6 protein-coding genes are annotated in these 16,869 nt (G+C 45.2%); 1 reads left to right on the plus strand and 5 read right to left on the minus strand.

What is annotated here, in order from left to right:
- Positions 1 to 175: 175 nt before the first annotated feature.
- From IQ217_RS02255 to IQ217_RS02270, 4 genes are all read right to left on the minus strand, one after another.
- Positions 176 to 12,664 carry a SwmB domain-containing protein gene (locus IQ217_RS02255; protein WP_194018758.1) on the minus strand — a complete coding sequence of 4,163 codons (12,489 nt, stop codon included), beginning with the start codon at positions 12,662 to 12,664 and terminating at the stop codon, positions 176 to 178.
- A gap of 264 nt (positions 12,665 to 12,928) precedes the next feature.
- Entirely contained in the window at positions 12,929 to 13,741 is an 813-nt protein-coding gene (locus IQ217_RS02260; protein ID WP_194018759.1) for a class I SAM-dependent methyltransferase, read from the minus strand.
- A 75-nt stretch (positions 13,742 to 13,816) separates the two neighbouring features.
- Positions 13,817 to 14,845, minus strand: a complete 1,029-nt coding sequence (gene pyrC / locus IQ217_RS02265; RefSeq protein ID WP_194018760.1) for a dihydroorotase — start codon at positions 14,843 to 14,845, stop codon at positions 13,817 to 13,819.
- A gap of 51 nt (positions 14,846 to 14,896) precedes the next feature.
- Positions 14,897 to 15,172: a DUF2442 domain-containing protein gene (locus IQ217_RS02270; protein ID WP_194018761.1), complete on the minus strand. Its 276-nt coding sequence runs from the start codon at positions 15,170 to 15,172 to the stop codon at positions 14,897 to 14,899.
- Between the two features lie 241 nt (positions 15,173 to 15,413).
- On the opposite strand from IQ217_RS02270, the gene IQ217_RS19450 reads away from it, so the two are divergent.
- Entirely contained in the window at positions 15,414 to 15,500 is an 87-nt protein-coding gene (locus IQ217_RS19450) for a DUF433 domain-containing protein (protein ID WP_420826661.1), read from the plus strand.
- A gap of 14 nt (positions 15,501 to 15,514) precedes the next feature.
- Here IQ217_RS19450 and IQ217_RS02280 read toward each other — a convergent pair whose 3' ends face one another.
- The gene (locus IQ217_RS02280) at positions 15,515 to 16,774 is read right to left on the minus strand and encodes a hypothetical protein (RefSeq protein WP_194018762.1); all 1,260 of its coding nucleotides are present in this window, start codon (positions 16,772 to 16,774) and stop codon (positions 15,515 to 15,517) included.
- Positions 16,775 to 16,869: the final 95 nt, after the last annotated feature.

The following is a 16,869-nucleotide window of genomic DNA, read 5'->3' on the forward strand; positions in this document are numbered from 1 at the left end:
AGCCGTTTTCCCGTGCCGTGATCATAGCACTAATACCTCAGGATAATTACCTAGGCTAATTCACTGACGTTAAATTCTCTCCCTTGCGACATAAAACTTAAGATTTTACTAATAAACTAGTTCGTAGGTTTTTCAAGCCAAAAATTGAACGGCGATCAAATTTTCTATTGAAATTCTAATTCATGGCTATAGAAGTTGGAAAACTAAATTGCAAAATCACATCATTGTAGTCCTGATCACCGCCCCCAACTATATCTTCAAAGCCAAAAAGGTTACTACCAAGACGGGACATTTGACTAATACCACCGGGGTTAGCCTCATTAAAAGAGAAAAGAGCAACGGGGCCAAGATTGGGATCATTACCGGGATTTTGGTTCAGCACCTCTGCAATGGTGGCGTTGGGAATAATCACCATGCCATACATATTGTTGCCTAATAGGTTAATGGTTTGTTTTGTTGTGCCAAAGAAACTATCCGGCGCAGTTAAATTTACTCCGGTGAGGGGATTTTGGGCTCGATTTAAAGCGGCCTGGAGGTAACCTATTTCACCTGGCTTGAGATCAATTTGGCGATCGCCGTTTACATCTAATCCCCCGGTTAAGCTATCCACTTGGTAGAGGGCAATGGCATTGTCATAGACTCCAGCACGACTAATGGAGGCTTCGACAGTAACGGTTTGATTTAAAATTCCTGGTACAACCAAAGTTTTGGAGCTAATTTCAGCAGTGACGCCCCCAAAATTGAATTGATGATAACCCCGACTATCAGTTTCAACGGTGGGGGAAGTATTAATGGAAAAAGTTGTTTTGCCTCCCTGTTGGCTGTAGAGCATATAGTAACGATTAGCTTCTAGGTTTGAGTTTTCCAAACTTCCAAAAAATTGCTCTTCGGTTTTGGCCAGCTCTAAGGGATTGGTAAAACTTTCCTGGGCCAGGGTACGGGTAAGGGAGTGATTAGATGAACTATCTTGATCCTGAAAAATAACTTGCTTACGAGCGAGGGCCGCAGTTTCATAGCCTGGATCGTTAGGTTGCAAGCCATTGATTGTGCCGTTTTGATCATCAACCACAATCCAGCCCAGTTCATAGTTTTGGTCAGAACTGCTAATTAACCTTAGTTGTACCTGGCCATCGGCATTGGTGGGAGCCCAGAAAACCCGATTATTGTTGGTAATTAAACCTGGAATTGTACGACCTAAATAACCCTTCGTTTCCACCAGACCATTGCTTACTCCATCGGCATCTCCCCGATCGCCGTCTAAAAGGGTAAGCTTGACTCCATGGGGACTGTTTTCACCATCTAGATAACTAAATTTAGCCCCAGTCACATTGTTAGACATTAGGGATTCATAATTTCCTGTAAGGGGGTTATAGCTGAAAAAGTCGTTAAATTCTTCGAGGCCACCGACATTTATCTCGGTTTGGCTTTGGCCGCCCTTAGTGGTGGTGGAAAAGTTGACTATGCCCTCCATTAAACTATTTTCTAACTCCCCCGCCAGATAATTCCAACGGCGGATCTGGGAACCATTGCCATCACCGGCTAGGGAAAACTCTTGGCTCCAGTTTCCTAACTCTAAACCTTCGTCCAACAAAGAAACTAATAATCCAAATTGGCGATCGCCTGTGTAAATGCCATCATTGGGAATTTCAACTGTGACTGTTTTACTGGTTTCCCCTGGGCTAAATATTAGTTGCCCCGCCACTGGCAAATAGCGATTACCGGCCTTGCCATCCATATCTTGAGTCAGGTAACTAACTAAAACATATTTGTCTAGATTTCCCGTCCGTTCAATAACAAAATCCACTGCTTCCCTAACTTCGGTAGCGAGGGGACTAGAAACAAATAATTTGGTGAGAAGATTGGGGTCAGAAAAATTTGTTAAACCTTGATTGCCGTTAGTCAAATTATTACCATTGCCCACCCCAGCACCACTGGGTAAAATGGGTTGCGGTTGATTGTGGCTTGGAGCAGTAAAACTAGGGGTTGTTGGTTGATTGACTAATACAACAGCCGCTGAATTATTAGATTTATACTGATAAAATCTTTGCCCATATTGATAAATCGTTCCATCGGCACTAAAATCACTGCTCAATTGCAAACTATCACCGCTTTCATCCATCAAAACAACGAGGGTATTATTGCTGGATAAATTAGTTACCGTTAGGGAATTAAGGGTTAACTGATTCGCTCCATAATCCCGAATATCAATGGTTTCAAAATTCTGTAATCGCAGTCCAGGGGAAAGGGTAGTAATATCCCAATTCTGGCCGTTGTAACCCTGCAAAGCCAAAATATCAAACCCCGTGCCCCCATCCAGCCGCCGGAAATAGGTATCACTCACGGCAACCCAATCATCGCCGGGGCCGGCATAAACTACATCTAAACCACCCTTGGTGTAAATCTGATCATCCCCTTGCCCAGCCAGAAAACTTTCCCCAGTGGGACTGCCCAGCATCACATCATCGCCGATGGTTCCCGTCTGATTAACCGTGTCGTTAAAATCACTGCCAAACAGGACATAACTCAAATTGTCGCCATTGCCAGAATTAACGAAGGTCTCGCTCCAGAGGCTAGTCAATTGGTTAATGGCTGTCCCTACACCAGCAATGCCATTTTGATCCCAACCTGAACCGTTATAGGGTAAGGCGATCGCCACTCCGTTTTTTAAACCCACCACAATATCGGGTTGCCCATCCCTTCCCCATTGCACTGACATCTGGGTGACAGGAGAACTCCAGCCAGGATTGTTATCCGCAACGGTGATCCAACTTGAGCCGTTGTAATATTCAACCCCTCCCTTATCCCCAAAAGCGATCACCACTTGGGGCGTACCGTCACTATTCCATTGCACCGCCATTTGGCTAATAGGGGGCCCACCCACGGAGCGGAGGTTGGAAAAACCTTGGCCGTCGTAGTAGAAAACTGCGCCATTTTTAAGACTAACTAAGACCTGGGGCTGTCCCTCAGTGCTCCATTGCACCGATAGTTGGGTGACAGGAGAACTCCAGCCTGGCTTGGGATTTTCCAGGTATGTCCAGCTTGAGCCGTTATAGTAGCGAACACCGCCATCATCGCCAACGGCGGTAACAATCTGAGGATTGCCATTGGCCTGCCATAGCACCGCCATATGGGTTATGGGATAAGCAGGGTCATTTGAATCACTTCCGTTGTTGTATTCTAGGGTCTGCAAGGACGAATTGGCGCCGTTGTAATATTGCACTTGACTTTGGGGCCCTTCAGTTCCTGGCCCCTGCCCCACGACAATTTGGGGTTGCACATTCCGATCAGGATTCCACTGCACCGCTAATTGACTGATGAGGGGTTCATCAAAGTCTACTGAAATTAGCGGGTTCGATAACCAATTTGTTCCATCGTAGTAATAACAGCCATAGGAACCGCAGATCACCACCTGGGGGGGGTTATTACCATTCCACTGCACCGCCATTTGAATCACTGGCCAAGGCCCATCGGTCAGGGGGGAGATGCCCAATTGTGACCAACTCGAGCCGTTGTACCACCACACTTCGCCGTTGACTAACCCCACCACAACTTGGGGCACACCACTGGCATTCTCTTGCACAACCATCGAAATCACGGCAGGATCGCTATTCCCGCTATTGATTTGTTGACCGTTGTACCAAATTCGCCCTTTGTCATCCCCAATGACAGTGTTTTGGGAAAGTTGAGTTTCATAATTGCCCGGAGCGCCTATCACCACATCGTCAAAGCCATCCCCATTCACATCACTGCCGCCACTAATGGCAAAACCGGCCTGGGCATCGGGTAAACCATTGACTAGAAAACCATAGAAGCTACTACTTTGATTTTGATTAGCGCCGAGTTGCCCTAAATCAAAGGGCTGATTGCTCCAATTATTGCCGCCGAATACAACGAACACACTGCCCTGATCATCATTGGCCGTCACTGTAAAGGGGGAACTAATTAACAGATCATCAAAGCCATCCCCATTCACATCTCCAGCTTGGGCAATTTCAGATAAGAAAAAGGGACTTTGTTGGTTACTCACCGTTGTGAACGGCGCCGCGAGGATGACATCGGGTTGGGAACTGTTAGTTAACCCCTGAAGTGAGCCGTAATAAATGAAAACACCTCCTTGATTGCCAGCCTGGTCTAAACGGGTCGGATCGCCAAGGGTTGCAGCGTAGTAGTTGGAAGCTAGTACAGCCAAGTCGGCGATGCCATCACCGTTAAAGTCACCAATATTCACCAATTGATTAGCCCCGGCCAGGGTATCAATCACCGAAGCGGTGGTGGGGTTGGGCAACAGAGAAAAAGTGCCAGCAGTGGAAATTTGTCCCGCTATTTTTCTCTGGTCACTGCCAATGGCAATTTCTGGGATTCCATCACCATTGAGATCAACCCCTGTAGCTGAGGTTGGCGCTTCGGTATAATCAATCTTGGTAAAATTGTTTAGACTACCAGGGGCGTTACCCCAGGCTACCTGATTGCCGTTATCTCCCCACAACAGGACATCATCATAACCATCGCCGTTGTAGTCGCCAATGGCCATGGATTTGGTTACGCCCCCCACCTGGCTGATAACCACAGGCGCGGTACTAGAGGTAATACTTAATGTTTTTAAATCTCCCAGATTAGTATTGCCTAGAACAACATAGAAATTACCGTTATTAGCGAGAATTCCGACATCATGGAAACCATCACCGTTGAAATCTCCCAAGCTAATCACTTCTTCCAGATTGGCATCGGGAACCGAAATGACTAAGTCGTCACTACCACTGGCTGCTGTGAGTAAATCCTGGGTGCTATTGCCAAAAATAATTGCTCCGGCATTATTCCCCCCAGAAAAAATATCTGCAAAGCCATCACCGTTTATATCCCCTAAAAACTGAACCAAGCGACCGTTATCAACAATGCTATCCACATAGGGAAGGGGAGACTCGGTTACATAAACGCCTTGGCTTTCTCCGGCATAGGCAAAATAAAGTTGGTTAGCCGCTGTAGCTAAAACGGGAAGAATTTGACGAGGTAAACCGACGATCGTCTGGGAAGGAGTCCAATTATTGGAATTGTTTCCATCCGTGGAGGTGATTACATTGATGTTGCCATCACTATCATTTGTATAGCTTAAATAGAGAGTTTTGCCATCAGTGGTTAAACCTGGTGTTTGGTTAGCGGGACTGATATTGTCAACTTTATAATCACTCCAAGTTAGATTGGCTAAATCATTACCAGTACCAGAAACAATATAGATAGAGGGAGGATTGGTCGGATTACCAATTTGTCCTCCAGTAAGTGCCAAATAGAGCGTATTATCTAAGACCGTGGCGCTCATATCGCTACTAGTTGAGTAGTTACCGCCAACGATTTGATTGCTATAGATCCAATCTGCTGATGTCAGAGGATTTTGGGCATTAGAATTAGAGTTATCGGAGTAAAAGTAAAGGATACTAGAAGTAGAGTTATCTGCCGTAAAAAAGAAAAACAGACTATCTTGGTACACCACTAAGGTGGGAGCGGTTGAAGAGAGTCCACCTAGCTGATAGGGACTATTCCAGGTTTCGCCATTATCTGTGCTACTGGCGACGTATAACCCCTTAGCGGCATCGACATAGGCCAAGTACAAAACATCGTTATAAAAAGCGATTGACGGCGTAAATGCGGTTTGTACATTACTAGGTAACGACACGGCTTGACCCCAAGTTTGGCCATCATTGGTGCTACTGGTGAAATGAATCTGTCCGCTACTGTCGGTATAAGCCAAATAGAGCGTGCCATTATTTGCAATGAGTGCAGGTGATGTTTTCGATGGGGAATTATCGAGGGAATTGCTAAAACGATTGGTTAAGGGACTATTAATCAGATTGCCATCAATAACAAAGCCGTTATCAGAGGCAATATCTGAGAGTTTGATACTGCCATCATCTGCCAGCCAAGACTGACCGAAAACCACATAAAACTGTTGGGCGTTGGGGGCACTGATTAAAAAGCTATCAATGGGAGTGTTATTGGGCCCAGTTTTTCCTGTGATATTGCCTAAGCTAACTACTGCTGTCCCCGCCAGTTGATTGGGCAGACTGCCATTGAGCAAGAAAATATTTTTGCTGTCAGTACCCGTCACACTGAGGTTAAATTGTTGCCCCACTTCGGACAAATCCAAGGGGCCAAACAATAAATAACTCTGGCCTGTGCCGTTGCCGGACTGGGGAGCGGTAATTAAAAAATCCTGGTAACCATCGCCGTTCACATCCCCTGGAGTCATGATGGTCATCCCGGCTTTCCCCCCAGCAATGCCACCATTGATGGTCAGATGACTGACTTCGTTGAGGGCTTGGTCAGAGCTGGATGCCACAGCCTTGCCCCCACTGAGCACATAGACCGCACCGGCACTGCCATTAACTCCTAAGGCTGAAATAGCTAGATCCTGTTGACCGTCCCCATCCAAGTCCGTAAAGTCCCCCAGGGCGATCGCCGCTCCGGCCAAATAGTTGGCCCCTACTCCATTAGCGGCGGGAACATTGGGCCCGGTGTAGGTAGCAACTTTGCCAAAGGATTGACCACTGGGTTGGGAAAAAACATGGACTGCCCCAGCGGCGATCGTGGTGGTGTCGGGATAATTGCCTTGATTGCCGGCCGGTAAAGCACTTTTGCCCACCCATTGGTTATTGATGGTTACCCCGTAGGTAGAAGAACCAATAAACAAATCGTCGTTGGCATTGTTAGTAAAAGTAAGGGGCCCGCCAGTCGTACGGCGAGAAACTCCCAGGCTATAACCCGCCGTTTCCCCAACGGTGACGGTTTGGGCTGGATTTTGGGGATTGGTCAGGCTAAAGCTTGAGCCAATGTGAATCGGCGGAGACAGTTGGCTGGGATTGCTGGAGAAAACGAGATAGACCTTACCCACTGCGACTCCGCTACTGTTTTGGGCAAAGGGAGCACCAAAGGCAATTTGGGGGCCATTACCAGTGAAATTGCCGATCGCCACGGAAAAACCGGCCCCGCCCCCGGTATCAATGCCATCAATGACAAAACCTTGATCGCTAGTCCACTGACTGGCATTACTCAGATCAATAATTTGCTTTTGATTGTTGAGACTTGTGAGATAACTTCCCTTAATCACATAAATGCGTCCCGTTCCCCCATTGGCATTGGCATCACCAATCACCAAATCGTCAATGTTATCTCCATCCACATCCCCTGTTACCAAAGCCATGGGTACATCGTTGTTAATGTCCCCTGTATCGTTAATGCCCGTAATTAGTACCCCGTCAGGATTACCGGATAAATCAGTGGTGGTTAGCGCATTGGTGGTTTTCTGGCCTAAAACATCACCCCCGGCAAATAAAATTTGGATTGATCCTTTGACCGAGTTACCCTGGCTGGTGTAACCCCGATTGCCCACCGCCACATAGGCCAAAGCACCATTACTAAAACCACTGGCTATAACTGCGGCGATCGCCGGATTGTTGGTATTAACCACAAAACCACTATCCACCAGGGAAAGGGAGGCATCATTGGCTTCTTTTACCGTGGCGATGCCCAACACCTGATTGCCCAAATAATCCAGAGCGTTGGCAGAGACAGGGCCCCCCTGATTGGGTATAGGGGCCAGGGAAGTAAATTGAACTGGGTTATTTTCTCCTTTTAGGTAAACATTTACTGTGGCAGGGGAGGTGAGGGGACTACCCTCCGTATCCACAAAAATAGTGAAGGTTTCCGTTGCTCCCATAACCCGATGGGAAAAAGTTACCCCAGGATTCAGGCTATTGAGTAAATTGTCCCCAGAAACAAACTCCAACCCAAGCTTTGCACTATCTGTGCTCTCCGCCAGAATTACTCCCACCTGCCAACCCCCTAGGGTTTGACCATTACCATTAGTCCCCAGACTCCAAAGTTGACCATCGGACGTAGTCACGGAAAAACCAACAATTTGACTTCCCTGTTGCCCGGTTAAATTAACTTGAAAAATGGTATCAGGATTACCGTTGGGGGTGATTTGGGCATTATTGTTAGAACCAGGCTTCGCAGAAACAATATCCCAAATTGGATTGTTAGCCGCCGCTAAAATGGTGGGAACGACTTCATCAACGGGGTTAATGCTAACGGGACTTTGCCAACTATTACTACTGCTGTCCCAGACGCTATAGTTAGTTTCTGGACCTGCTGTCACCGGGTCGAAAAAGCGGGCTTGGTAGCGGGAACCAATTTCATTAACCCCCAAAACCCCGTCAATGAGTTGGGAACCAGTTAAATTAAGAAAATTTTCGCCCAGTGAACTTGGACTAGAACCATTGTCAGTGTGGGAAAGAATCGAATTATAAAAAGCAAATTCATCCAGGTAAACAGGCCCTCCATTCCCCGCCAAAGTTAGGGTTCCCGACGGGGGCAAATTGGCAAAAGCAATATTCTCCAGACTATCCACCAATTGCCCATCGACGTAAAGGGCAAGAATTTGTTTAACAGGGTCATAGGTTCCCACCACATAATGCCAATGGTTGGCCGTAATGGCTTCGGTAATCTGGGTATTGCTACCATTATTCAAAGCAAAAATTAAGCTGTCCCCGTTTAAACTCAGGTCAAATACCCCGGCGAAGTTAGCTAAGCCCACCACTCCCCCGGTAGTTGGCAATTTGAACCAAAATTCCACCGAAAAACCCTGCACAGAAACAGGTACTGGGGAGTTGATCGTGACTCCACCGCCGTTGAACAATACTGCTGGATTAAAATCACCCGTATTAGTATTCGTATTTTCCAGGGCTCCCACCTGGTCGAGGGTATAGCCGCTGGCACTATACGTTCCGTTCCCCTGCAAAGATAATTGACCCTGGTTAATGGCCGTAGTACCACTTAGTTCCCCTAACCTTAGATAAAGCAAAGGATTTTGCTCCGAAACCAAGTTGCTGTAGGAAGGGGGCGGGCTTTCCGTCCAGAAAATGACCGGTTGCCCATTCAGAGAACTAATGCTTAATTCACTAAAACTGTTGGGATTGATGCTAGGATTTGCCCCGCCCAAGGTTGTTGGAGCAGTCCAGCTTGTGCCGTTAAAAGTTGCAAACTGAATGGTGGTATGGGGATCACCGTTGCTGTTCAGTTGGGTATTTAACCAAGCCGCCAGTAAACTGTCATCGGGGCCGACTCCCAAGGTTACTTTTTGGTCTTGCCCTGGCTGACTAGGAAAAATCGGAGCGGCCAAACTCCACTGATTGTCGGGCCCCAAGACCGCATAGTAAATATCTGATTGCTGGGCAGCGGAGGTTATTAAAGCTACTTCATTGGGACCATAGTTTTGACCAGGAATAGCCTGGACAGATAAAGCTGAAGTATCGACGTTGACCCAAGCCACAACATTTTGGACTGTTTGAGTGCTGGGGTTGGTATAAAGTATGGCGGCTACATCGGAATTAACGCCGCTAGTCCCAGGAATCGTGGTGATGGAGGAAATGCCACTGTCCCCAAAGGGAGAAAATGCCGTTTTAATAACGGTGCTGGAACTGGATGCAGTGGTTAAAAAGTTATTAGTGCTGAATTGGGCAACAGTTTGGGGAGTGCTGGCATTGCTGACTAAATTGTTGTCACCATTGGAGTTGGGAGTATAGGTGACGGTGACCAATTGGCCTTGACCAATAATCTGATTTAAAACCAGGGTGACGGAAGTATCGTTAACAGTAACGCTAGTAATATTAATTGGACTATTGACATTGCCATTAACCGTTACCTTAAACTGATCACTGTTGGGAATTTGATTGACGTTTAGGGTCTGATTAAAGGGAATGGTGAGTAGGTTGGAAAGTATTGATCCTGGCAACGTGGTGGGCGCGGTATTGGATTCACTAGCCAGTTGGATATTATTGCTAAAATCGGGAATCCAAAAGCTCGTATTGGTGGCATCAGTCAAAGATAAATTAGAGCTAAAATTAATCCCACTTAAACTGTAAGCAACTGCAACAACCTGACTAGCATTAACAGAGTTATTCAGGGTCAGGGTAACGGTATTTTGAGCTAGGGAAACATTGGTGGGATTAATGCTATTGCCATCGCTGGTTTTAATGACAAATTGGGAGTTACTGGGGGGATTAGCTGAGTCATTTTTGAGATTATCGGCAAAAACAAGGTAGATATAATCTCCTTCTGCCAAAACGGAAATGGGAGTAATGGGAGGGCTGTCGCTACTCCAAGCCAGTAGGATATCCCCTTGACTAGTTAACGCCAGGGCAGGGGAAGTGTCCTGGGCAAAGTCACTGGTTAAATTACTGAGAACAGGTTGGGTTTGAACGTTGGCAGCGCTGACAAAGGTGCCATTAACCAAACCTCTGGCAGTGGGGGCAGTGCCATTACTGACGGTAAATGCTGTAACAGTATCTTGATTGGCGGTTTTAAGTTGTTGCTCACCACTGGCATCTGGATTGTACTGGACAGTGTAAATTTCACCAGGGTTAATGACGGTATTGGAAGCAAGGGTTAAAACAATTCTGCTTTGATTAACTGCTACATCGGTGATGGCAATGGATTGATTACTACTGTTGGTGACCGTAAACCACTGGAGCAATTGATTTTTAAAAGCTAGAATATCTGGATCTAAAGGGGCATTAAACGCAATGGTAATCTGTTGATTGTTTTGGGTATAGTCATTGCCTGTGCCACTGGTGGGGTTATAGGTATAAATTATTGTGTCGGAGGATATAATCGCCACCGCACTGTCTGTAAATGTTCCCAGTTGATTACCAGTGTATTTAACAACAACATTGGCAAAGGGCTGGTCGTTGAGGCTAGTGTAGGGAATTTCCTGGTTTAATCGTAAAATAACCTCACTAGTGTTACTTTGATTATCAGTTTGAACCACCACACCAAACACAGGAATAGTAGAAATTTGCCCATTGGCATTGGTAACAGTGACGGTAAAATCTGTGGGGTTAAGATTAAGATTAGGATCTAGGGATTGAGCAAGGTTAATGGTGAGCAAAAAGCCATCAACACTGGCAATATTGTTGGTTTCTGTGGCAGTATTGGTTTGATTATCTTGAGATGAAGAGGACGGAAACGTTTGTGTCCAAGTGGGGAACCCTGCATATCTGGCACTGATAATGCCCAGTAAATTAACGTTGATGTTGTAAGGAGCGCCAATGGTAATAGATGAAGGGGTATCCCCTTTGATAGTAAAAGTACCGTCGGCAAAAAAGCCAATGGAACCAAAAAGCTTAAAAATGTAGGGAATTTCAATACTGCCTTCAAAGCCTAATGTAACGGGAATTCCCACCAGTAAAGATTCCAGTTCCACAGAGCTATTTTGATCAATGGAAGCAAATGCCGCTTCCAAATTGGAGAGTAAAGCTAAAATTGCTGTGTCTTGGGAAAAACCAGGCACGAAGGAGAAAGAATCGGTAATAAATAAACGGTCTGTATTGCCGCTCAGATCAAGGTATGGTGCTAGGACGGGAAAATAGGAGGCTGGATCCTTGGGGGCAACCTGCCATTGCAAAGCTACACCGGCATTAAAAAATAAACCGAAATTGGCGCTTAAGCCAACATTTAAAATATTGTCAAAACCAAATAAAGGAATGGACCCCGCTAAACTAGCTAATGCCCCTCCAGTTTCCAAATAGAGGGGAAATTTACCGTCAGAATTAGCATTACTGTTGCCATAACTATATAAAGAAGACAAAGTAAAAGATACATCAAAACCATCTTGAGCGCTTTCCCCTAAGGCTCCCCTACCTTGCCTTCTCCATCGATCAAAACGATTACTATCATCACTATTGCCGATGTTTCGCCTTTGTTTTCTACCCAAAGTTGCCAGGGCATTAAGTAACAATCTGCCATCGGTAGACTCGCCACCGCCAAACAAACTCCATTCAGGATTTTGTCCCGATGAACCTTGGAGAGAAATAGACAAGATGAGGGGGCCAAAGATTCTTTCTAGAACCTTGTCTGGTTGCTCGCCTAACTTTTTGGCAATTAACAATGACAAGCCATTGAGATTGAAATCGCTGGAGGCATTCCAGTTGGCCCCTAGGCCTTGATACTTAGGTTTATTGCCCAGAAATTCCGTTTCTCCTGCACTAAGAATTTCATAATTGGCGGCAGGGGCATCAAGATTACGCCCCAGATAATTGTATGAATTTTTTTGGTTAGTTGGACGAATAAAAGCAGAGGTGTTGCCATTAATAAACTGATTTTGATTAACCGTAAAACTCTGGTAATAAAGATCGGTATCCTCTCGGATAGCTTGGTTTTTAGCTTGCTCTGCATCAACTTTTTGCCCTACTACAAACACAGTGCCGTCATCTTTGGCGATCGCCCTGGGGGCCAAATCTCCCACAGCATCAGCAGTTAAGGCCTGGGGAGTTGCTAACCATTCGGTTCTGCCCCCGGAGTTATAGCGGGCGGCGGTGTAAAAAAGATTGCTGTCATTGCCACTGCCCTGCTGGTAAACCACCACGAGCCCCGGCGCTGGGGCGGTACTACTTTCTCCGCTGGTGGGTTGGATTAACTTATCATTGGCAATCAAGTTCAGACTGGTGAGGGATTGATTGCCCACATTGGCGATCGCCTGGGCGTTCTCCCAAGTACCAGAATTAACGTTATAGACAGCGTGCCAGAGTGAGGTATTTTCCACCCAAACAACATGGGTAGTTCCTGCTGAATCGGTGGTAATGGCAGAAAGGCGATCGGCCAAATTGATAGTCATAAATCGAGTTAATAGCTGGAACAACAGACAAGGCCAATGACTTTGATCTGGCTTGGCCACTCAATACTGAGATATTGTGTCGATATTTTGCCGATTTCCCTTTTGCTCTTTGTCATTGTATCTAAGCAACCGGGAAACCAACCAATTTTTGAGTTAGAAAAGTTGAAAAAACGACCATACTCAGTAATATTACTTAACAATCAATGAACACAGTCAGACGGTCAGACAGGAATAGAAACTTTGATCTTAAATATTTTTAGATAATTATGGCTTTTTGCCACTGACTAAAAATGCGGTAAAAGCACAGAAAAAGTCTCCAGCTTGATCACATTGATTAATTGTCATGAGCCAAAGAGTAAGATCATTTTGACTTATAAATCCCTGTTCGCTAATTTTTTCCACCGTCCGAGATAGGTCTAAAATTTTATCGGCTAATTCAAACTCAGTCAGGCAAATGGTAATGGGTTCCACAGTGATGTCAGTTAAGCCTGCCTGCCGGAAATACTTAAAGAGATAGCGACCCACCCAGCCGGAAGGAAAGTTATCACACCAAAAATTAACCAATGCACGGGTTGTGGTTCGTTGCTCGGAGCCAATTACCAATGTTTCCCAATCCGGCTCAAAAGCCACTACCCAACCATTGGATTGCACAACTCTGGCCATTTCGGCGATCGCCTTTTGGGGCTGGGCAACATGTTGTAGGGTGCGGTCAACTCTAGCCGCAGTGAAATTAGCATCGGGAAAGGGTAATTGCTCTGTGTTAGCTAGGATAAATTCAAACTTAGTGGAGGATTTTTTTGCCCGTTCCTTTGCCTGGTTGAGCATAAATTGACTGCGGTCCACCGCTGTAACTTTACCAGTTTCTCCCACATAATTGGCCAATAAAAGGGCGTCATTACCCGTGCCGCATCCCACTTCTAGCACTGAATCACCAGGCTTTAATTGCATTTTTTCAAACGTCTTTTGTTTGTAATATTTATACAAGTCTAGTGACTGTTGCAATTCCAGACAGCGGATGAAGTTTTCGATATTTCCAGAGTTGTCTAAATCTTGAAAGTCGCTGGCAAAGTAGGTCATAATTGCGGCTCAGTGAAAAAAAGCAAATCTATCTAATTACTATTAATAATTTTCACTGCACTTTAGCTGTTTAGATCACACCATTTGCCAGGTGATTTCTTCCCCCGCCCGTAACGGCACCAGCCCAGATTCTGGAAAGGGCAATTCAGCGGGAATGCGCCACGGTGTTTTGGTCAATGTAATTTGTTCTGTATTGCGGGGCAGTTGATAAAAGTCCGGGCCATAAAAGCTGGCAAAGGCTTCCAGTTTATCCAGGGCATTAGCTCCTTCAAAGACTTCCGCATACAATTCCAGGGCGTGGAGAGCGGAATAGCAACCGGCACAACCACAGGAGCTTTCTTTACTATTGCGGGCGTGGGGAGCGCTGTCCGTACCCAAGAAAAACTTCGGATTGCCGGATGTGGCCGCCTGCAGCAGGGCCAAACGGTGTTCTTCCCGCTTCAAAATTGGCAGGCAATAATAATGGGGACAAATGCCACCTTGAAACAAAATATTACGGCTAAATAATAAATGTTGGGGCGTAATGGTAGCGGCAATATTATTGGTCGATAAAACAAACTCCACCGCATCGCTGGTGGTGATATGTTCCAACACAATCCGCAGTTGGGGGAATTTTTCTCTGAGGGGAATTAGATATTTTTCAATGAATACTTTTTCCCGGTCAAAAATATCAACCTGGCGATCGGTCACTTCCCCGTGGAGTAGGAGGGGCAGGTCTACCTGTCCCATGGCTGCAAGCACGGCATCACACCGACTGATATCTGTCACGCCAAAGTCTGAGTTGGTGGTGGCTCCAGCGGGATAATATTTCACTGCTTTGACAAACTGGGATGCCTTGGCCGCAATAACCTCTTCGGGACTAGTGTTGTCCGTCAGATAAAGGGTCATCAGCGGCTCAAACTGGCTCCTCGCAGGAACAGCCGCAAGAATCCGCTCTCGATAGGCGGCGGCATCGGCCACGGAACGCACTGGAGGCTTCAAGTTGGGCATGACGATCGCCCTGGCAAATTGATGGGCTGTGTGGGGCAAAACTGCCTTGAGGGCCTCTCCATCCCGTAAGTGCAGATGCCAGTCGTCAGGTCTGGTGATGGTAAGCTTTTCCATTACTTAATCATAGGCTGGTTGAGGCTGAGTTAAAAGCTTTTTTCTCCTTTCTTAAACTTCAAAATTTAAGGGGCTTGGAGACGGCGATCGGGCAATTATTTCGTAGAGCACATCAGGGTCTAAATCAGCTCCATTGGGCCATTGAATAGTTCCAAGTTCCGGATTGACTTTGACTTGAGCAAAATATTCAAGGTCTTTAAGTGGCTCAAATACACCTGTAAATTCAACTTGTTTTTGAATGTCAACTATCCCGTCTTGATTGTCTTCAAAGCGCAAGTAAAGCTTGTAGTTTTTGAGTGGGTTAACAGCGACGATATCTTGTAGCATAGCTTATTCCAATGGTTGAATTTTCTCCTTGACGACAGAACTTAATAAATGCTTACCTGTTACCCTAGGCGATCGCCTACAATAATGGTAAGTAATAGCCACAGGTCTGTTCAAATTATATTTCGCCATGGATTATCGCAACCACACACATTACAGTCGATCCCAATAAGCGAGGGAGTAAGCCCTGAGTGCGGGATTACGTATTACGGTCTACGAAGTCCTTGAATATCCTACCTCTGATATGACAGAAGTAGAAACTCTCGAAGACTTTCCCGATCTAACTAGAGAAGACCTTAAGGCTTGCCTAGCTAGAAAATATCAAGACTGAGAACATCAACCATTTTAATCTGTAGTCTTTTCTTCTACTTCTCTTGAACGGAAATACCAAAACATATTTGCCAAAGAAACTTCTGATGATAGAGAAAGATTTTTCACATTTAAGCTGTAGTATTTCATCGCTTCTGCTTGTTGAATAATGTAATCTTGAATTTCCCGTTTAATACTTTTATTGATCAAAATTCTTAGATAAGTATCTAGTGCATAAGGATGAGATTTGCTTAAAAAATCATCATAAAATAGTTGCTCTACTGGTTTTTTAAATGAAATGATAGAGGTATTTTTTGTCTGCTCCATTTGGGCTGAAAAGTCTGCGCTTTGAAGTTGTTTCAGTTCCGATTCTGGCAATGTTTCGAGCCAGTTAAGACTATTCTTCCAGTTCTCTAAAAGTAACAAATCATGATTGTTAATCCGAACTATTTCAGGAAAAATGAATTCCAAATCTTCTATACTTTCAGACGCGTCAATAACATTTACTAGATTGTGTTTGATTTCACTTTGCAGGGCTTCGGTTCGGTGTCCTGAAACTACAAACTCTTCTTGTAATTGATAAGTTGCAATAATAGTTTGCTCGATTATCCAAGCACATTCAAAACGTCGAAGCTTAGCTGGAGCAGAGACTTCTTCCATTAATTGGTGGTTTGCATAATCTGCATGAGCTTGATAAAGCATTCCCCTTACGGCATCAATTTCTGCATTCCTTCTTACTAAATCTTGAATTTTAACTGCAGAAGCTAATCTATTGATAGCCTGAGTAAATAGCCCGTAAGCTCTAACCAAGACAACCCTATGTTGCTCAAAGTTAATATCATATATTGCTCTTTCGACGGCCGTAATAATTTCTTCTCCCTGAGCGTCTAAAGCCTGTCTAATATCTAAAAATCCTTGGTCAACTTTAATATCTAACTGCTCAACTGCTTTGCGTAACTTTAAAGTTTGGTAAAGATTAACGGCAGATAAAATCGTAGTTGCCGCTACCCCGACACCAATGATCGCCGTCGTAGTTTGCAATACGCTTATGCTAGCTTGCAATGACTGGAAACCTTGATTCATTTGATAAATTTGGAATCCTCCCATAGCCAAGTTGACAGGTACTGTTAGTGGACTTAGGGAAGCGCCATTGTTAATTACGCCAACCGCAGGCCCGATAAAACGACCTGTGGCAACATCCCTAGCGATACCCAAGGGAGTTCCATTGGAGAACACCGGCGCAAATTTGCCCGCTTCTATACCGGCTTGAATAAGGGGGGGGAATTGGAAGAGCATGCTGATTCCTCGTTTATGGTCTAAATAAAAAGTTTTGTTACAGATTTAATCGCTATGCTTGTAAATTAGATTTGTTTTAAGTATAAGAGTATAAA

Origin of the sequence: Synechocystis salina LEGE 00031 (assembly GCF_015207985.1) — a bacterium.
Lineage (GTDB): Bacteria > Cyanobacteriota > Cyanobacteriia > Cyanobacteriales > Microcystaceae > Synechocystis > Synechocystis salina.